Here is an 18,522-nt window from a genome sequence, read left to right on the forward strand (position 1 = left end):
GGTCCGGGTTAGATGTGTTACTGGCGTGGCAGGAATGCGTGGGCTTTCCACAGGGCGTAGCCTTCGCTGAACTCATTCAGGTCGGCGTATACCTTTGCAAAGAACTCATCGTTTGCGGCTTCTTCCTCGGCCACCTCGGTCCAGGTCGCGCGGAAGACGTCCAGCATCTCGGGTGTCCAGTCGACAATGGTCACGCCGTTTTCATCGACGTTCTTCTGCATCGCTGCAAACTGGATCGCCTCACCTTCGGCAAAGCTCTCGGTCATCTGCGCACGGCAGGTCAGCTCAATCTGGGCCTGCAAGGTCGGGTTCAGCTCGTTCCATTCATCCTTGTTGATGATCAGTTCAAAGATGGTGGCCTGCTGATGCCAGCCCGGGAAGTAATTGTACTTCGCCAGTTTGTGGAAACCGAGACGCTGGTCGATGGCGGGCATCGAGAACTCGGTGGCGTCGATTGCCCCTTTTTCCAGGGCCGGGAAGATCTCACCGCCGGGCAGCAGGGATGTGGCAACGCCCAGTTTCTGCATGACTTTGCCGCCCAGACCGAAGAAGCGCATCTTCAGGCCGTTCAGCTGTTCAACCGATGTGATTTCTTCAGCGAACCACCCCGAGGTTTCCGGGGCAATAATGGTGCAGGGAAGAACTTTGACGTTGAAACCGGCCTGATCGTACATCTCCTGATACAGATCCATGCCATTGCCGTAGTAGAGCCAGGCCATGTATTCGCCTGCTTCGGGGCCAAATGGGACAGCCGAGAACAACGGCGCTGCCGGAATCTTGCCGGCCCAGTAGCCAGCGGTGGCAAAGCCCGAGTTGATCTTGCCGGATGACACCGCATCAAGAATCTCAAACGCCGGAACCAGCTTGCCGGGCTCGTAGACCTTCATCTTGATGGCCCCACCTGAGATAGCCGCAAGATCCTCCGACACGCGAACGATCGGTGTGCCAAGCCCAGGCAGTTCAGTTGAAAAGGCGACCGGCGTTTTCAGCAGAATTTTGTCTGAGGCAAAGGCCGGTGCCGCGGCCAGGGCCGCTGCGGCGAGAGCTGTTGCTACTTTCTTCATGTCGTTTTCCTCCTTGATGACATGTGTCCGGATCTTTTTGCAGACCCGGTTGGGTAAGCCGGGGATCACGTCCCGGCCATGTGCGCCTCGCAAGGCATCTTGAAACCTGTCGAGATTGGGCGCGCACCCGACCGGGTGCGCGTGGTTTTGCGGGTGCTTCCAAAGGGAACACTCTGGTCAGGGTCAGCAGCCAACGGCGATCAAACATATGTTGACCCGCATCTGACTTTCCCGGATCCTGCGGTCTGCCGACCCCGACATCCCCGGCGATTTCGACGGCGTGGCCCGGTTGGGCCGCACTCTCCGCGTCCGAGCCTCCGATCTCTTCACCGGAGGGCCGCTTTTACAAAGCGACGCGTGTCGCCAGATTTCTTTCATCAGCGATCCGCGCCGCGACCGAGGCGACGGCCAGATCCTGAAGGCCCACACCGGTGCCATCAAACACAGTGATTTCACTGTCACTGCTGCGGCCCGGATGGTCGCCGTTGATCACGGCACCGATGGGTGTGATGTCAGCTTCGTCGATCAGCCCGGATGCGATTGCATGTTGCGCCTCGCCAATGGTGATCGACTGGGCGATCTCATCCGCAAAGACGGTGGCCTTGCCAAAGAGCGCCGCGTCCACTTCCATCTTGCCCTTGGTGTCTGTGCCCATGCAGGCAATATGCGTGCCGGGCTTGATCCAGTCGGCCATCAACAGCGGTTCAAACGCCGATGTAATGGTGATGATCACATCCGCCTGCGCGCCCAGCTCTTCTTGCGTTACGGCTTCGAACTCCAGACCCAGCTCTTCAGCCACGGCGCCCAGACGCGGCAGCATGTCGGGATGCGGGTTCCAGGCGACGACCTTCTCGAAATCGCGCTGTTCGGCAGCGGCCCGAAGCTGAAAGGTGGATTGATGACCTGCGCCCACCATGCCAAGGACTCTGGCGTCCTGTCGCGCCAGATGAGCAATTGAGACGGATGACGAGGCAGCGGTACGGACTGCTGTCAGGTAGTTGCCACCGACCAGCGCCTGAAGACGACCGGTATCTGGATCAAACAGAAAGATGGTGGACTGGTGGTTGGTCAGCCCCTTGTCCATGTTGCCGGGCCAGAAGCCACCGGATTTCACACCCAGAGATTTCCCCGCCCGGTCAAAACCCGATTTGAACCCATAGAGCGCATCGGCGTATCCGATCGCCTCGCGGATCACCGGGAAATTGTAAGCGTCTCCGCGCGCCATGGCGCCAAAAACAGCCTCTACCGCGTCAAAGGCATCAGCACGGCTGACGGTTTTTGCGCAGATCTCCTCGCTGACAATCAGCAATCCATCGGTGTCAGTTGGGTTGGTCATCGTCTTGTTCCTTTGTGAGTTCATTTTGCGGGGGCGGCGTCTAGCACCACGCCGCACCCCGCGCGCCAGTGGGAGGAGGGCTGGCGTTAATAGGCTTTGCCGCGGGCGGAGACGGGCCAGAGGGTTTCGACCTTGCCGCCCCGCACGCCGACATACCAATCATGGACGTTGCAGGTCGGGTCACAATGACCGGGCACGAGCCGGAGCTTGTCGTTGACCTTCAGGGCTCCACCGGGATCTGCGACAACGCCATGCTCATCCGAACATTTGAGATATTCGACATCGTCGCGGCCGTAGATAAAGGGCAACCCACTGTCCACGGACTGGGTCTTGAGGCCTGCATCCACGATGGCCTTGTCGGCCTTGGAGTGGCTCATGACCGTGGTCAGGATGAACAAGGCGTTCTCCCATTCCCCAGCGTCGATGCGCTTGCCGTCCTTGTCGAGGATGCGGCCATAGTCGGCATCCATGAAGGCGTAGGAGCCACATTGCAATTCGTTGTAAACACCCGAGTTCGACTCGAAGTAATAAGATCCGGTGCCGCCGCCACCGACGATGTCACACTCCAGGCCTTCGGTTTTCAGCGTGTCGACCGCATCCCTGACCATGGCGACCGCAACGTCGATCTTCGCCTTGCGCTCGTTATAGTCGTCAAGATGCTGCATCGCGCCCTGATAGGCCTGGATGCCGGCAAATTTCAGACCTTCTGCGGCGTCGATGGCCTTGGCGATTTCCACGACATCGCGCGTGCTCGACACGCCACAGCGTCCTGCGCCACAGTCAATTTCGACGAGGCATTCAATCTGGGTCCCATGCGTCCTGGCCGCAGCCGAAAGGTCAGCCACATTGTCGATATCATCGACACAACAGATCGCGCGGGCGCCCAGCTTCGGCAGACGCGCAAGACGGTCGATCTTGGCGGCGTCGCGCACCTGGTTCGATACCAGAATATCCTTGATACCACCCCGGGCGAAGACCTCAGCTTCAGAGACCTTCTGACAGCAGACACCGCAGGCGCCGCCGAGCTCTTCCTGAAGCTTCTGCACGTCGACCGACTTGTGCATCTTGCCGTGGGTGCGGTGACGCATACCGTGATCCTTGGCATAGTCGCCCATCTTCTTGATGTTGCGCTCCAGCGCGTCCAGATCCAGCACAAGGCATGGGGTCTGTATGTCAGCCTCGTCCATGCCCGGTTTGGCCGGGATGTCGTAGCCCACTTCGAATGCGTCGAGATTGGTCATGTCCTTCATGTCCGTGCTCCTCTGTCGGGATTTCAGTAAGATGATTGAGATCAGGCGGCGGTCAGCCAGGGCAGCTTGTCGAGGTCGACATTGCCACCGGTTATGATCAGGCCGACGCGCTTGCCCCTGAAGGCCTCCGGGTTCTTGAGAACCGTTGCGAGCGAAACCGCCGATGATGGCTCCATGACCACCCGCAGGTGCTTCCAGGCCAGCTTCATCGCATCAATGATGTCGTGCTCGGAGGCTGTGTAAATCTCGGACACATGGGTCGAAACGAAGTGCCAGGTCAGGTCCTTGAGCGGCACCAGCAGCCCGTCCGCAATGGTCTTGGGTGCGTCATCGGCAATGATATATCCGGCCTTGAAGCTGCGAAACGCATCGTCGGCCTGTTCGGGTTCGGCCGCGATCACCTTGGTTTCCGGCGCAAGTGTCGACAGGGTCAGGCAGGTTCCCGAAATCATGCCGCCGCCACCGATCGGGGCCACAACCATATCGAGGCCGCCGGTCTGTTCCATGAGTTCCTTCGAGCAGGTCCCCTGGCCAGCGATGACGCGCGGGTCGTTATAGGGGTGCACGAAGTCACCGCCGGTTTCGCTTTGCACTTTGGCAAAGGTCTCCTCGCGCGAGGTGGTAGAGGGCTCACATTCGGTGATCTTGCCGCCGTAGCGGCGCACCGTGTCTTTCTTGGCCTGTGGCGCGGTGTGCGGCATGACCACATTGCACGGGATGCCCCGCAACATCGCCGCATAGCTCAGGCAGGAGGCATGGTTGCCCGAGGAATGCGTCGCAACACCCTTTGCCGCCTGGTCATCATCAAGGCCGAATACGGCGTTCGAGGCACCGCGCACTTTGAAAGCACCCGGCTCCTGAAAGTTCTCGCACTTGAAAAACAGGTCGCACCCGGCGATCTCGTTCAGGTAATCCGACGTCCGAACCGGTGTACGGCGGATATGTGGCTTGATCCGCTCATGCGCGGCCAGCATGTCCTCGTAGGTGGGGATATACATGGGTTGGATATCCTTCATCACGCGGCCGCTTTGGCTGCGGTTGCATGGGTTCTGCGGAAGTACTCCTGTGCGGCAGTCACCCCGCTGCCGAGTTGGACCGGATAATCGAGATCGGCCATCGCCATCTCAATGGTGGCAAGACCGGACAGAACCATGACGTCGGTCAGGCTGCCCAGATGGCCGATGCGAAAGGCCTTGCCGTTCATCTCGCCCAGCCCAATCCCGAAGGACACGCCGTAGGCGTCAAAGGCGTGCTCGGTCAGCGCATTGCTGTCGAACCCCTCTGGCACATAGATCGCGCTCACCGTGTCCGAGTAGAGCTCGGGCGATTGGGCGACCAGCTTCAGGCCCCATGCCTGAACCGCGCGGCGCACGCCTTCCGCCAGCCGGAAGTGGCGGGCGTAAACATTCTCCAGCCCTTCTTCAAAAAGCATCTTCAGGCTTTCGCCCATGCCGTAAATCAGCTGCAACGGCGGCGTATAGGGAAATCCGCCTGAGGCGTTGGCCGCCATCATGTCGCGGAAATCAAAGAAGGTACGGGGCAATGTGGCGGTTGCCATTGCGTCCAGCGCTTTGGGGCTGACACACAGGATGGCCATGCCGGTGGCCAGCATGAAGCCCTTCTGCGACCCGGATACCGCGATATCCACGCCCCAATCGTCAAAGCGGAACTCCATCGACGCCAGCGAGCTGACGCAATCCACAAACAGCATCGCCGGGTGGCTGGCGGCGTCCATCGCCTTGCGAACGCCCGCGATGTCCGACCGCACGCCGGTCGCTGTCTCGTTGTGGGTGACCAGAACGGCCTTGATCTTATGGTCCTTGTCTGCGCTCAGCACGGCTTCGAATTTCTCGGCTGGCGCACCGCTACCCCAGGCGCATTCGATGATCTGAACATCCAGACCATGACGCTGGCACAGGTCGATCCAGCGGTGGCTGAACATGCCGTAGCGCGCCACGAGAACCGTATCGCCGGGGCTGAGGGTATTTGTGACAGAGGCCTCCCAGCCACCGGTCCCGCTTGCGGGAAAGGTGATGATCTTGCCATTCGTCGAACCAAACACTTTCTTTGTGCCCTCCAGAACCGGTGCAAACGTGCTGACAAAATCCGGAGCGCGGTGGTCGCGCGTCTGAACATGCATCGCCGACAAGAGCCTCTCGGGAATGTTGGTGGGGCCTGGAATAAAGACTGGATTTTGATCTGACATCACTCGATTCTCCGCTTTGGTAAGTTAATATTACCAGTTCGAAGACATGCTGCAATTTTCTTGAAAAAGATTTCCAGTATTGAAGAATATTCACTTAGCCACTGATATTAATGAATTTTACATTTTTCATATCCCGACCTTAGTTCTTCTTGAAAATATTTTTCACTTCGATAACTTTGAGACATCGCGAGGTATGAGCCAGGAATGACGATGCAAAAACAGAAACGGTCCCGTGGCAGACCGAAGTCACAATTCACCGAAAGCAGTGCAGGCACGCTTCAGTCTTTGGATCGTGCCCTTGGTGTGCTGACAGCCATTGCACGCGCGGATCGTCTGACGCTGACGGATTTGTCGTTGACCGTCGGCGTTCCCACAGCCACGACCCATCGCATTCTGATGACCCTGCAAAAGCACAACTTCGTCACCTTCGATGAAGACCGCCAGGACTGGCTCATAGGGATCGAGGCCTTTCGCACCGGCTCGTCCTTTCTGAAACGCCGAAACCTTGCCGAGATCGGGCGCCCCGTCATGCAGCTGCTTATGGAGCAGACCGGCGAGACTGCGAATCTGGCGGTGCCCGCCGCCGCGGAGGTTGTCTTTATCGGGCAGGTCGAAACACATAATCCGATCCGCGCGTTCTTCCCGCCGAGCACGCGCACGGCCATGCATGCGTCCGGCACCGGTAAGGCCATTCTGTCACAGCTGTCAGAAGAGAAAGTCACCCAGTTGCTGACAAAAGCGGGCCTGCAGCAATTCACGGCCAATACCCATACCAGCCCGAAATCCCTGTTCGAGGATCTTGCGCAGATCCGCGCGCGTGGCTGGTCCTTTGACAGCGAAGAGCGCTACGAAGGCATGTCGTGCATCGGCAGCGCGATCTTTGATGAATTCGGCAAACCCTGTGCCGGTGTGTCAATTTCAGGCCCCAGCATCAGGTTTGATGACGCGCATGTTGCACAGTTCGGCGCAGCGGTGTCCAAGGCCGCCGCCGAAATTACCCTCAGGAGCGGCGGCGTTATCCCGGAGCAGATCTGACCCGGATGAGTGCAGCGCCGGTTGCGATGGGCTCTCTGCCCAGCTCTCTTGCCGCGCACCTCACCAATCAGCGCGATGCGCAGCAACACGAACCTCTGCCAGAACCCAACTTGGCGGGGGCTACAGACGCACCGGCCGCACCCCCGTCACCCCGTGTCGCCGCCCCGGCGGACCGAGCGTTTCAGGTCGCCGAGGCGCACCGCCCCGATGATCTGGCCGACGCCGAAATAGACCACCGCGCCCAGCACGATCAGGCCCAGCAGTGCGAGGTAGCGCCAGCTGGGCAGGTAGAACAGCCAGCCAAAGCTCTGTACCACGCCGAATAGCGCCAGCCCCATGATGGCGGAGGCCGCCAGGATGCGCAGGCTCCGGTCATAGAAGCGCTGATCGAAGCGCGCGACCTCTCCCATACGGCGGGCCCCCAGCCACAGGCAGGCGACCATCGCCCAGCCCGCCACCGTCGCCGCGATGGCGGGGGCGATCCAGCCCAGATAGGGTTTCAGACCAAAGGCAAGAGCGGCATTGATGACCATCGCCACCAGCGCATAGTGAAATGGCGAACGGGTGTCCTCGCGGGCAAAGAACAGCGGTTGCAGCACTTTTTGCAGCACAAATGCCGGCAGGCCCGCGCCATAGATCGCCACCGCCAGCGCAATGGCGGCCACATCCTCGGCCCCGGTGGCGCCACGCTCATAAAGGACCGACACCAGCACAACAGGCACCGCCAGAAACGCCGCAGTCGAGGGCAGGGTCAGCAATAGCGAAAATTCCCCGGCACGGGAAAACGCATCGCGCCCGCCCGCATCGTCCCCCGCCCGCAGACGGCGCGACAGATCCGGCAGCAGCACGATGCCAATCGCAATCCCCACCACCCCCAGCGGCAGCTGATAGAGGCGATCGGCGACAAACAGCCAGCTCACCGCGTTTTCAATGTCAGAGGCCACCTGCTGGCCGACCACCAGATTGATCTGCGTGACCCCCATCGCCAGTGCTGCCGGCAGCGCCACACGGACGAGCTTCTTCATGCGCGGGGTCCAGCGCGGCAGGCCGGGGCGCAGGCGGATACCGGTCCGGCTGGCGGCGATCCACACCAGCGCCAGCTGTGCAACCCCTGCAACCGGAATGGTCCAGACCAGCCAGGTGATCACCTCGCCCCCCAGCACCGCGCCCGCCACCATGGCCGCGCAGGCAAAGATATTGAGCAAGACAGGCGCCGCCGCCGCCGCCGCAAACCGACCGGTGGCATTCAGCACGCCGGAAAACAGCGCCGCCAGCGACATGAACAGAATATAGGGAAAGACGATCTGCCCGTAGCCCACCGCCAGATCAAACCGCGCATCGCCAACAAAACCGCCCGCCGTGGCCCAGACCAGGGCCGGCATGAACACCATGCCAATCCCCACCAGCAGCAGCACGGTCACCGCCAGCAGGTTAAACGCCTCCTGCGCAAACCCCTGCGGATCCTCGCCGCTCTCCAGTCGCTTGGCAAACATCGGCACAAAAGCCGCGTTGAACGCGCCCTCGGCAAAGAAGCGGCGGAACATGTTCGGCAGCCGGAAAGCGGCCACAAAGGCATCCATCAACGGACCCGGCCCGATATAGGCGGTGATCAGGATTTCACGCAGAAACCCCAGGATGCGGCTTGCCAGCGTCCAGAATCCGACGGTGAGAAAGCCCGACAGCAGTTTGATCGGCTTCATGATCCGGCCCGCTTTGCCCCTTCGGCGATGGCGTTGCGCAGCTTGGCCTCCAGCGATTTCTGTTTGGATTCGGAGTAGTATTTCAACCCGAACATATCCTTCACATAAAACGCATCGACCACCTGCTCGCCATAGGTCGCGATGATCGCATTGGCGATATAGATATTGGCCCCCGCCAGTGTGCGCGCCAGATCATAGAGCAGACCGGGGCGGTCGCGGGTGTCGACCTCGATGATCGTGTAGATCTCCGAGCCATCATTATCAAAGGTGATATGCGTCGGCACGTTAAACGCCCGCTCGCGCTTCTTGATCTTGTCGCGCGATTTCAGCGCCTCGCCGGTGATCACCTCGCCCTTCAGGGTCTTGTGGATCATCTCGCGCAGACGCGGCAGCCGGGCGGCCTCATAGGGGTGACCTTCGGAATCCTGGATCCAGAAGGCATCCGTCACATAGCCGTCCTTGGTGGTATAGGACCGCGCATCCACCACATTCGCGCCCACCAGTGCCAGCGCGCCGGCAATCCGGGCAAAGATGCCGGGGTGATCGGCCATCGAGAAACAGGCGCGGGTGGCGTCGCGATCCTCATCGGGGTGCAGGCGGATGATCACCCCACCCGGGTCGTCCAGATCGGTCAGTTCGCGCAGCATCTCAGCAAAATCAATATGGGCCGTCACATGCAGCCCCTGCCAGTAGGGGTCATAGTGGCGGGCGGTCTCGATCTTCAGATCGGCCTTGGGCCAGTCGGGCAGGGCGGCGCGCAGGGCCTTCTTGGCCTCGGTGCCGCGATGGGCGCGGTTCAGCGCCTCTACGCCATTCTCCAGCGCCTCGCGGGTCTGGTTATAAAGCGCCCGCAGTAGCGCGGCCTTCCAGTTGTTCCAGGTATCCGGCCCGACGCCGCGAATGTCGCAGACCGTCAGCAGCAGCAGCAGGTCCAGCCGCTTGATCGTCTTTACCGCCTTGGCAAAGCCGCGCACCGTGCGCGGATCGGCAATATCGCGTTTCTGCGCCATATCCGACATCAGCAGGTGATAGCGCACCAGCCATTCAACGGTTTCGCTTTCGCTTTTGTTGAGACCAAGCCGGGGCGCCACACGCCGGGCAATCTGTGCCCCCAGGATCGAATGATCCTGCTCGCGCCCCTTGCCGATATCATGCAGCAGCATGGCGACCATCAGCACCTTGCGATTGACCCCCTTGCGGATCACGGTGGAGGACAGCGGCAGCTCGTCCTCCAGCTCGCCCCGCTCGATGGCGGCAAAGTTGGAGATCACCTGAATGGTGTGCTCATCCACTGTGTAGGAGTGATACATATTGAACTGCATCATCGCCACGATCGGCTCGAATTCGGGCACAAAGGCGCTGAGCACCCCCAGTTCGTTCATCCGCCGCAGCGCGCGTTCCGGGTTGCCGTGTTTCAGCAGCAGATCCAGAAAAATCCGCCGCGCTTCCTTGTCGTTGCGCATCTCGTCGTCGACCAGATGCAGGCTGGCGGTCACCAGCCGCATGGCATCCGGGTGGATCAGCATCCCCGTCCGCAGCGCCTCCTCAAAGATCCGCAACAGGTTCAGCTTATCCGCGCAGAAGGCTTCGGGATCAGAGACATCCAACCGGTTGTGCACCACCACATAGCCGGGTTTGACCCTCGGGCGACGGCGGAAAATCCGCTCCAGCAGCGGCTCGCTCTTCTGATGGGTGGCTTCCAGTTTGGTGAGAAAGATCCGGGTCACGTCACCCACCTTGGTGGCGTGGCGGAAATACTCCTGCATGAAGACCTCGACGGCGCGGCGACCAGCCCGATCCTCATAGCCCATACGGGCGGCGACCTCGACCTGTAGGTCGAAACTCAGCTGCTCGGTGGCGCGTTTGGTCAGCAGATGCAGATGCGCCCGCACCGCCCAGAGGAAATTCTCCGCCTTGGCAAAGGAATCCAGCTCTTCCGGGCTGAACAGCCCCATCGGCACCAGTTCGGCGACATCCTGCACCTGGTACAGGTATTTGGCGATCCAATAGAGCGATTGCAGGTCGCGCAGCCCGCCTTTGCCTTCCTTGACGTTGGGTTCCACCACATAGCGTTCGCCCTGTTTCAGGTGGCGCGCATCGCGCTCGGCCAGCTTGGCCTCGACGAAATCGCGGGCGTCCTTGGAAAACAGCTCCGCATTGAGCCGCCGATCCAGATCAGCCGCCAGCCCGGCATCGCCATCCAGAAACCGCTGTTCCAGCATGGCGGTGCGAATGGTGAAATCCTCGCCCCCCAGACGGATGCAGTCACGGATGGTGCGGCTCGAATGGCCCACCTTCAGGCGCAGATCCCACAGGATATAGAGCATCGATTCAATCGCGCTCTCGGCCCAGGCGGTGATCTTGTAGGGGGTGAGGAACAGCAGATCCACATCGGACTGCGGTGCCATTTCACCACGGCCATAGCCGCCAACGGCAATCACCGCGATCCGCTCGCCCTGGGTCGGGTTGGCCAGCGGATGCAGCAGGCTGGTGGCGGTGAAATAGGCGGCAGTAACCAGCCCATCGGTCAGATAGACATAAGACCGGGTCAGCGCCCGCGCCGCAAAGGGCTCCTCGGCAAAGGCCTCGGCGATGGCGGCGCGCCCGGCCAGATTGGCCTCGCGTAGGATTTTCACAACGCCAGCGCGCAGCTCCGCCGCCGAGCAATCCCGCGACAGGGCGGTGATGGCGGCGCGCACGGCAACGGCGTCAAAAATTTTGCCGGGGTCGCAGATCAGCGGCCCCAGCAAGGGTGGCAGATGGACGGTGTCCGGCAGCGCTGGATCAGAATCCGGCACCGGCGAAGCTGCTGGGAGCTGGGTCAATAACCACAACCTTCTGTTCTTGGATTGTCGCAACCGCAAGGCCGCGTTCATTGGTGCCATCTGGGCGCAGGCGGAAGATGCCGCCGGTGCCCTGGAACCCGTTGCCACGGGTCAGTGCCGCGCCGGTCAGCGCGTCGGATTTGCCGGCACTCACCAGCGCACCGATTGCGGCAATCCCATCATAGGCCAGACCACCGATCGGATGCGGCGCGGCGCCATAGCTGGCCTGATAGCGGCTGCGGAACTGCTGCGACCGGTTGGTGTCGGGCATTGCGAACCAGCCACCCTGCACACCCGGCAGGGCCAGCGTCTGCGCCGGAATATCCCAGCGGGTGAGGCCGATATACTGCGTTACCGCAGGATCGACACCGGCTTCGGGCATCAGCTGCGTCAGCAGGGGCAGGGCGCCTGCGGTATTTGCCGTCAGGAACACCGACTGCGCGCCGCTGCTGGCAACGGTTGACCGGATCGTCGGGATCGCGTTGATCACGCCCTGCTGCGACAGCTCATAGCTGACGGAGCCGTTGATATTTGCTCCGGTCCCGGCGGCGGCACGTTCGATCGCCACGCGGCCGGCCTGACCTGCTGGGTCACTGCCGCTGACGATCACCATATTGCCCTTGCCCTGACGGCTGGCATAGCTGGTCAGGCGTCGCGCGGTATTGTCAAAGGTCGGCCCGAGGATGAAGACATTGCCGCCGGCAATGGCGGTGTTGTTGGAAAACGCCAGCACATTGACGTTGCGCTGTGCGGCGACCAGACCTGCGGCATTTGCGGCCTCGGCATAGACTGGCCCCAGAATGATCCGCGCGCCATCGTTGATCGCGGTGGTTGCTGCGGTTGCGGCCTGCTGCGGTACGCCGGCGGTGTCATAGATCCGCAGGTCGATCTGCGCCCCGTTGAGATCGGCGATCGCCATGCGGGCAGCGTTTTCAAGGCTCTTGGCCAGCAGCGCGTCACCGGGCTGCGCCGAGCCACGCGGAACCAACAGGGCGACCGGAACGGGTTTGGTCGTGTTGATCGACGGCCCGCTGCCAGTCGGCAAGGTGTCACAGGCGGCCAGTGCCAGCGTCGAAACAACGGTTGCAGCGGCCAGTGCCGCCTTGCGGGCGTGTTGAAAAACAGCAAACATAATGGACTTGAAACTCCCTTGTCCGGCGGCGTACGCCGTGTTGGTACCTGAGGGATCATAAACGACCAACAAGGCGGGTCCAGCGTGAATCACAAGATCGTCCATTTGCCATGCGGGCTCTACTTCGTCGCGACGCCCATCGGCACCGCGCGCGACATCACTTTGCGGGCGCTTGACGTGCTGGCCTCCGCTGACATGATCGCCGCCGAGGACACCCGTTCTCTGCGTAAGCTGATGGAAATCCACGGTGTTCCGCTCAATGGGCGGCAGATCGTGGCCTATCACGATCACAGCGGCGCTGGTGCGCGCGGACGGCTTCTGGCGGCGCTGGAGGCGGGTCAATCCGTGGCCTATGCCTCCGAGGCGGGTATGCCGCTTATTGCCGATCCGGGCTATGATCTCAGCCGCGCCGCCGCCGAGGCCGGGCATATGGTCACGGTTGCGCCCGGCGCCTCTGCGGCGCTGGCGGCGCTGACATTGGCCGGACTGCCAACGGATGCGTTTTTCTTTGCAGGCTTTCTGCCCAACGCCAGTGGCGCAAGATGCAAACGGCTGGAGGAGCTGGCCGCCGTCCCCGGCACGCTTGTGTTTTACGAATCGCCCAAGCGGATTGCCGCCTCGCTGCGCGACATGGCGGGCGTATTGGGCGACCGGCCGGCGGCGCTCTGCCGTGAAATCACCAAGAAATTCGAGGAGGTGCGCCGCGATACCCTGCTGACCCTCGCCGAAGGACTGGAACAATCCCCGGTGAAAGGCGAAATTGTGGTTCTGGTGGACCGTGCGCGCGGCGCCAGTGTCAGCGATGGCGATCTCGACAGCGATCTGCGCGCCGCCCTAAAGGACAACTCCGTGAAAGACGCCGCCTCCATCGTTGCCGAAATGCACAATCTGCCGCGCCGCAAGATCTATCAATTGGCGCTCGACATGGCCAAGGACGCAGGCTGAGCATGGCCGGGCGGGCAGATACCCCGCCCGGACGGCCCTCTGCGCGCGGGCTGCGTGGATCTAGATCCCATCACGCCGGGTACGCCGCGGAAGAGCTGGTCGCCCGGTTCTATGAACGCGGGGGATACACGGTCGCGGCGCGCCGCTGGCGCGGCGGTGGCGCCGAAATCGACCTGATCCTGCGGCTTGGGGCGATGGTGGTCTTTGTCGAGGTCAAGCACAGCGTCAGCCGCGATGAGGCGATCGCCCGCATCAACAGCACCCAGATGCAGCGCATGATGACCAGCGCCGCCGGGTTTCTGGCCGGCGAACCTGCCGGGCAGCTGACCGAGTCGCGGCTGGATGTGGCGGTGGTTGATGGAACCGGCAGGGTTGAGGTGATGGAAAACGCCTATGGTCAAGGTTGAGCGTCTCTGCCATTGAACCTGTCGCCAAGCTGGGTCATGTATTCGGCGTGGGCGGTTTGCCCATGTCATTTTGCCCATGTCATGAGGGACTGACATTATGAAAATCGCCTTTCAAATGGACCCGATCACCGACGTTGATATCAATGCCGACAGCAGTTTTCGCCTAGCTGAGGAAGCGCAGGCGCGCGGGCATAGCCTGTTTTTCTATGGCCCCGACCAGCTGGCCTATCAGGAGGGCCGCATCACCGCGCGCGGCCATGATATGACCGTTCAGCGCGTGGCCGGACACCCGGCGGAGCTGGGTCCGCGTCGCGAAGTCGACCTGAGCGACTTCGACGTGGTCTGGCTGCGGCAGGATCCGCCCTTTGACATGCACTATATCACCTCGACCCATCTGTTGGACCGGCTGAAGGGTCAGACGCTGGTGGTCAATGATCCCTTCTGGGTGCGTAACTACCCGGAGAAACTGCTGGTTCTGGATTTCCCGGAGCTGACGCCGCCCACCGCCATTGCCCGCGATCTTGAGACGATCAAGGCGTTCAAGGAAAAACATGGCGATATCATTCTGAAGCCGCTCTACGGCAACGGCGGTGCCGGCGTGTTCCGGCTGGACCGCGACGACCGCAACCTGACCTCGCTGCATGAGCTGTTCACCGGCTTCAGCCGCGAGCCGCTGATCGTGCAGAAATTCCTGCCGGATGTGAGCAATGGCGACAAACGGGTGATCCTGGTCGATGGCGAAGCCGTCGGCGCAATCAACCGGGTGCCTGCGGCGGGGGAAACCCGTTCCAACATGCATGTCGGCGGCCGGCCGGAGAAAATCGGCCTGACCGACCGCGACCGCGAAATCTGCGCCGCCATCGGGCCATTGCTGCGCGAAAAAGGGCAGGTCTTTGTCGGTATCGACGTGATCGGCGACTACCTGACCGAGATCAACGTGACCTCGCCGACCGGCATTCAGGAGCTGGAACGCTTCGACGGCGTCAATATCGCCGAGAAGATCTGGCAGGCGATCGAAGCCAAGCTCTGAGCTCTCGCGTGAGAACACGCCTCAGGCGGCAATCCGAAAACTGATCGCTTCGGCGATATGGGGGCGGCGGACATCCGGCGCCCCATCCAGATCGGCGATGGTGCGGGCGATGCGCAGCACCCGGTGATAGCCACGCGCGGTCAGCCCGAACCGGTCCGCCGCCTGCAACAGCAGGGCCCGGCCTTCGCTGTCGGGCGTCGCCACCTCCTCCAGCAGCTGGCCCTCGGCATCGGCATTCTGCCGCAGCTGGGGATGTTGGCGGTAGCGGCTGGCCTGGACCTCCCGCGCGATGGCAACCCGCACGGCCACCTCCGCCGAGGTCTCGCCATCACCCGGCAGATCCAGATCGGCAAAGCCGACCGGCGGCACATCCACCCGCAGATCGAACCGGTCCATCAGCGGCCCGGAGATACGGCCGAGATAATCCGCCGAACACTGCGGCGCCCTTGCACAGGCGCGATTGGCATCGCTGAGCGCGCCACATTTGCAGGGGTTGGCCGCCGCCACCAGCATGAACCGACTCGGGTAGCTGACATGGGCATTTGCACGTGCCACATTCACATGGCCGGTTTCCAACGGCTGGCGCAGCGTCTCCAGCACTGCCCGGCTGAATTCCGGCAGCTCATCAAGAAACAGCACACCATTATGCGCCAGGCTGATCTCGCCCGGCTGCGCCCTGCGCCCGCCCCCGACAATGGCCGCCATCGAGGCGGTGTGATGCGGCTCGCGGTAGGGGCGGCTGCGCCGAATGCCGCCTTCGTCGATCAACCCGCAAAGCGACTGGATCATTGAGGTCTCCAGTGCTTCGGCCGCGCTTAGCGGCGGCAGGATCGAGGGCAGCCGCGCCGCCAGCATGGATTTCCCCGATCCCGGCGCGCCGACCATATAGAGATGATGTCGACCGGCCGCGGCAATCTCCAGCGCGCGCTTGGCCCGTTCCTGCCCCTTCACATCGCGCAGATCCTTTCCCGCGGGGGGATCAATCACCTCGCCGGGGGCGGCGGGGGGGATCACCATCTGCCCGGTGAAATGCGCCACCACATCCGCCAGACCGCCCGCCGCGATCACCGTCGCATCGCTGACCCAGGCCGCCTCCGCACCCGAGGCTTTCGGGCAGAGCAGCCGCCGTCCTTCGCTGGCGGCGGCCATGGCGGCAGGCAGGGCACCCACCACCGGCACCAGATTGCCATCCAGCGACAGCTCGCCCAGGGCAATGGTCTCAGAGGCCGCCTCGGGCGGGATGATCCCAATCGCCGCCAGCAGCGCCAGCGCGATCGGCAGATCAAAATGGCTGCCCTCCTTGGGCAGATCGGCAGGCGACAGGTTTACGGTGATCCGGCGCGAGGGCAGGGCAATCGACATCGTCGCCAGCGCCGACCGGACCCGCTCGCGGGCCTCGCTGACCGCCTTATCCGGCAGGCCGACGATGGAGAAAGCCGGCAGACCTAGGGCGACCGCACATTGCACCTCGACCGGGCGGGCCTCGACGCCTTGAAACGCAACGGAATAGGCGCGCGAAATCATCTCTCCCCTTTCCGCTGTGGGTGGGGAGAGATGCTTGGCCAACGTGGTTTCGGAGTCGTTAACGCACCGGCGATGCCGCTGCGGTTTTACGTTTTATTCACCCTGATGCCAGGGGGCGCCGGGGCGATGCCGGGGACAGTGAGGTCAGCTCAGCTGCCAGGGTTTGCGCGGCAGATCAATCGGGTAGGGATCGGTTGCATAGCTCACCTCGTCAATGCGGTCCTGCCAGCGGCGCAGCACGGGGTCGGACAGGGTGACGCGGCAATAGGCACGCATCTCGTCCGAAACAGGCAGATCAAAGCCGACGATGCGAGCCGCCACTGGCGCATAGAACGCATCCGCGATGGAATAGCTGCCAAACAGCCAGCCATCCTTGCTGCCGGACACATCGCGTGCATGGGCGAACAGTGTTTCAATCCGCTTGAGATCTGCCAGCACCGCGTCAGAGGGTTCAAACCCCTGATAGATATGTGCCAATTGCATTGGGCAGGCGCTGCGCAGCGCACCAAAGCCCGAGGCCATCTCGGCCACCAGCCAGCGTGCCGTTGCCCGCTGGCGCGGATCCTGCGGCCACATGCCAGCCTCCGGGTGCCGTTCCGCAAGCGTTTCGGCGATGGCGACGGTTTCACCAATCACCGTGCCATCCGGCAATTGCAGCGTCGGCAGCAGCCGTGCCGGGGCCAGTGCCGCCATCTTCTCCGCCATGGTGCCCGAGAACATCTCGACCAGCGAGACCTCATGAGGCAGGTTGAATTTTTCCAGCATCAGCCAGCCGCGCAACGACCAGCTGGAATACTTGCGATCACCGATATAGAGTTGATAAGTCATGTCGCGAGGTTAGCGTGCCTCAAGTTATTCTGAAACAGAATATTTGTGCGCTAACCCATCACGGAATGTGATTTATTCTACCACGCCCCCAGCCGCGATCCCGGCTGCTGCCCTGATGGGTGATCTCGGTGACCGACAGGTTGTCGATCCGATGCGAAAAGGCCTCCTCGGCGGTCAGCTGCTCGGCGCGCTGGATCTGCGTCAGGATCTGGCCGAAATGGCCAACCACCACCAGATCCCGGCCGCGATGCGCCTCGATCAGACCATCGATGGCTGCGTTTACCCGCGCGCATACCTGATTCCAGCTCTCGCCGCCGGGCGGGGTCACATCGCCGGGGGTTTCCCAATAGGCGCGGATACGCTCGGGGTCTTCGGCATCAATCTCGCGCCAGCTGCGCAACTCCCAGGCGCCGAAATGGATTTCGCGCAGCGCCGGCTGGTCCGCCAGCCGCTGCCGGTCGCGCCCGATGGCCGTCGCCGTATCGCGCGCCCGGCTGAGGTCCGAGGACACCACCAGCGCCTCGGGGGGCAGGTACCCGTGCAGCCGGTCCAGCGCGGCGGTATCGGACAGATCGGCGGGCAGATCGGACCAGCCAACCATGGATTTGGCATGGGTCGGGCCGTGACGGACCAGAAACAGTCTCGTGATCGCATCGTTGCTCATAGCGTTCCTTTCAGCACCTGCGGCAGCCCGGCGGTGACCAGCACAGCCCGGTCGGCCACCCCGGCCAATGCGATATTCAGTCGGCCCTGCGCCTCGCGGAACTGCCGGGCCAGCGCATTGTCGGGGACGATGCCATGGCCCACCTCGTTTGACACCACCACCACCTCGGCGGCGCAGCGCTGCAAGGCGGCCATCAGCGCTGCCTGCTCAGCAATCAGATCCGCCTCCGCCAGCATCTGATTGCTGAGCCACATGGTGGCGCAGTCCAGCAGGCAGATCTGGTCGGCGCGCAGCGAGTCGAGCAGCGGCGCGAGGTCCCGTGGCGCCTCATGGGTGGTCCAGCCGGCGCCGCGCTGATGCAGATGGCGGTCCACCTTGGCCCGCATCTCCTCGTCAAACACTTGTGAAGTGGCCAGATAAACCCTGTCTTTCCCTGAGTTTAGGCAGATTTCCTCGGCATAGGCCGATTTGCCCGATGCCGCACCGCCCAGAATGAATGTGACTTTAGTCGGCACTTTTATTACCCTGAAGCTATCGAGTGTTGCGTGACTGGGTAGCCACGGGTGCGGCGCAACA

General features: G+C 62.3%; 16 protein-coding genes. 4 read left to right on the forward strand and 12 right to left on the reverse strand.

All coding sequences use genetic code 11. From position 1 onward, the window contains the following. Positions 1 to 17: 17 nt before the first annotated feature. The 5 genes from VWZ87_RS19060 to bhcA form a co-directional block, all read right to left on the reverse strand. Positions 18 to 1,064 carry a TRAP transporter substrate-binding protein gene (locus VWZ87_RS19060; protein ID WP_340547342.1) on the reverse strand — a complete coding sequence of 349 codons (1,047 nt, stop codon included), beginning with the start codon at positions 1,062 to 1,064 and terminating at the stop codon, positions 18 to 20. Between the two features lie 343 nt (positions 1,065 to 1,407). Then, positions 1,408 to 2,400 carry an iminosuccinate reductase BhcD gene (gene bhcD, locus VWZ87_RS19065; protein ID WP_340547341.1) on the reverse strand — a complete coding sequence of 331 codons (993 nt, stop codon included), beginning with the start codon at positions 2,398 to 2,400 and terminating at the stop codon, positions 1,408 to 1,410. An 86-nt stretch (positions 2,401 to 2,486) separates the two neighbouring features. Beyond that, positions 2,487 to 3,650, reverse strand: a complete 1,164-nt coding sequence (gene bhcC, locus VWZ87_RS19070) for a 3-hydroxy-D-aspartate aldolase BhcC (protein ID WP_416536672.1) — start codon at positions 3,648 to 3,650, stop codon at positions 2,487 to 2,489. 41 nt (positions 3,651 to 3,691) lie between these two features. Next, a complete protein-coding gene (gene bhcB, locus VWZ87_RS19075) occupies positions 3,692 to 4,666 on the reverse strand; it encodes a beta-hydroxyaspartate dehydratase BhcB (RefSeq protein ID WP_416536673.1) in 975 nt (324 codons plus the stop codon). Continuing rightward, complete coding sequence (gene bhcA, locus VWZ87_RS19080) at positions 4,666 to 5,856, reverse strand: L-aspartate--glyoxylate aminotransferase BhcA (RefSeq protein WP_416536674.1); 1,191 nt, start codon at positions 5,854 to 5,856, stop codon at positions 4,666 to 4,668. Before bhcA ends, bhcB begins: the two co-directional genes overlap by 1 nt. A 210-nt stretch (positions 5,857 to 6,066) precedes the next feature. Between bhcA and bhcR the strand changes: the two genes are divergently transcribed. Continuing rightward, complete coding sequence (gene bhcR / locus VWZ87_RS19085) at positions 6,067 to 6,891, forward strand: HTH-type transcriptional regulator BhcR (protein ID WP_416536675.1); 825 nt, start codon at positions 6,067 to 6,069, stop codon at positions 6,889 to 6,891. A gap of 146 nt (positions 6,892 to 7,037) precedes the next feature. On the opposite strand, the gene murJ is transcribed toward bhcR, so the two are convergent. From murJ to VWZ87_RS19100, 3 genes are read right to left on the reverse strand one after another with little or no spacing between them, the layout of a single operon-like run. Then, positions 7,038 to 8,591: a murein biosynthesis integral membrane protein MurJ gene (murJ, locus tag VWZ87_RS19090; RefSeq protein ID WP_416536676.1), complete on the reverse strand. Its 1,554-nt coding sequence runs from the start codon at positions 8,589 to 8,591 to the stop codon at positions 7,038 to 7,040. After that, entirely contained in the window at positions 8,588 to 11,416 is a 2,829-nt protein-coding gene (locus tag VWZ87_RS19095) for a [protein-PII] uridylyltransferase (protein WP_340547335.1), read from the reverse strand. Before VWZ87_RS19095 ends, murJ begins: the two co-directional genes overlap by 4 nt. Next, positions 11,376 to 12,548, reverse strand: a complete 1,173-nt coding sequence (locus tag VWZ87_RS19100; RefSeq protein ID WP_340547334.1) for a penicillin-binding protein activator — start codon at positions 12,546 to 12,548, stop codon at positions 11,376 to 11,378. The genes VWZ87_RS19095 and VWZ87_RS19100 overlap by 41 nt, the downstream gene beginning before the upstream one ends. 84 nt (positions 12,549 to 12,632) lie before the next feature. Here VWZ87_RS19100 and rsmI point away from each other — a divergent pair, with 84 nt between their 5' ends. The 3 genes from rsmI (at position 12,633) to gshB (ending at position 14,930) form a co-directional block, all read left to right on the forward strand. Beyond that, positions 12,633 to 13,493, forward strand: coding sequence for a 16S rRNA (cytidine(1402)-2'-O)-methyltransferase (gene rsmI, locus VWZ87_RS19105; protein WP_416536677.1), 861 nt, complete (start codon positions 12,633 to 12,635; stop codon positions 13,491 to 13,493). A gap of 50 nt (positions 13,494 to 13,543) precedes the next feature. Beyond that, a complete protein-coding gene (locus VWZ87_RS19110) occupies positions 13,544 to 13,900 on the forward strand; it encodes a YraN family protein (RefSeq protein WP_340547531.1) in 357 nt (118 codons plus the stop codon). Between the two features lie 97 nt (positions 13,901 to 13,997). Beyond that, positions 13,998 to 14,930: a glutathione synthase gene (gene gshB / locus VWZ87_RS19115; protein ID WP_340547332.1), complete on the forward strand. Its 933-nt coding sequence runs from the start codon at positions 13,998 to 14,000 to the stop codon at positions 14,928 to 14,930. Positions 14,931 to 14,951: 21 nt separating this feature from the next. Here gshB and VWZ87_RS19120 read toward each other — a convergent pair whose 3' ends face one another. From VWZ87_RS19120 to cobU, 4 genes are all read right to left on the reverse strand, one after another. Then, positions 14,952 to 16,454 carry a YifB family Mg chelatase-like AAA ATPase gene (locus VWZ87_RS19120; protein WP_416536678.1) on the reverse strand — a complete coding sequence of 501 codons (1,503 nt, stop codon included), beginning with the start codon at positions 16,452 to 16,454 and terminating at the stop codon, positions 14,952 to 14,954. Positions 16,455 to 16,598: 144 nt separating this feature from the next. Beyond that, positions 16,599 to 17,282, reverse strand: a complete 684-nt coding sequence (locus tag VWZ87_RS19125; protein WP_416536679.1) for a glutathione S-transferase — start codon at positions 17,280 to 17,282, stop codon at positions 16,599 to 16,601. A gap of 58 nt (positions 17,283 to 17,340) precedes the next feature. Next, complete coding sequence (locus VWZ87_RS19130) at positions 17,341 to 17,946, reverse strand: histidine phosphatase family protein (RefSeq protein ID WP_416536680.1); 606 nt, start codon at positions 17,944 to 17,946, stop codon at positions 17,341 to 17,343. After that, positions 17,943 to 18,461, reverse strand: coding sequence for a bifunctional adenosylcobinamide kinase/adenosylcobinamide-phosphate guanylyltransferase (cobU, locus tag VWZ87_RS19135; RefSeq protein ID WP_416536681.1), 519 nt, complete (start codon positions 18,459 to 18,461; stop codon positions 17,943 to 17,945). The genes VWZ87_RS19130 and cobU overlap by 4 nt, the downstream gene beginning before the upstream one ends. Between the last annotated feature and the right edge of the window lie 61 nt (positions 18,462 to 18,522).

It is taken from the genome of Phaeobacter sp. JH20_37 (genome assembly GCF_048056015.1).
GTDB lineage: Bacteria > Pseudomonadota > Alphaproteobacteria > Rhodobacterales > Rhodobacteraceae > Phaeobacter > Phaeobacter bryozoorum.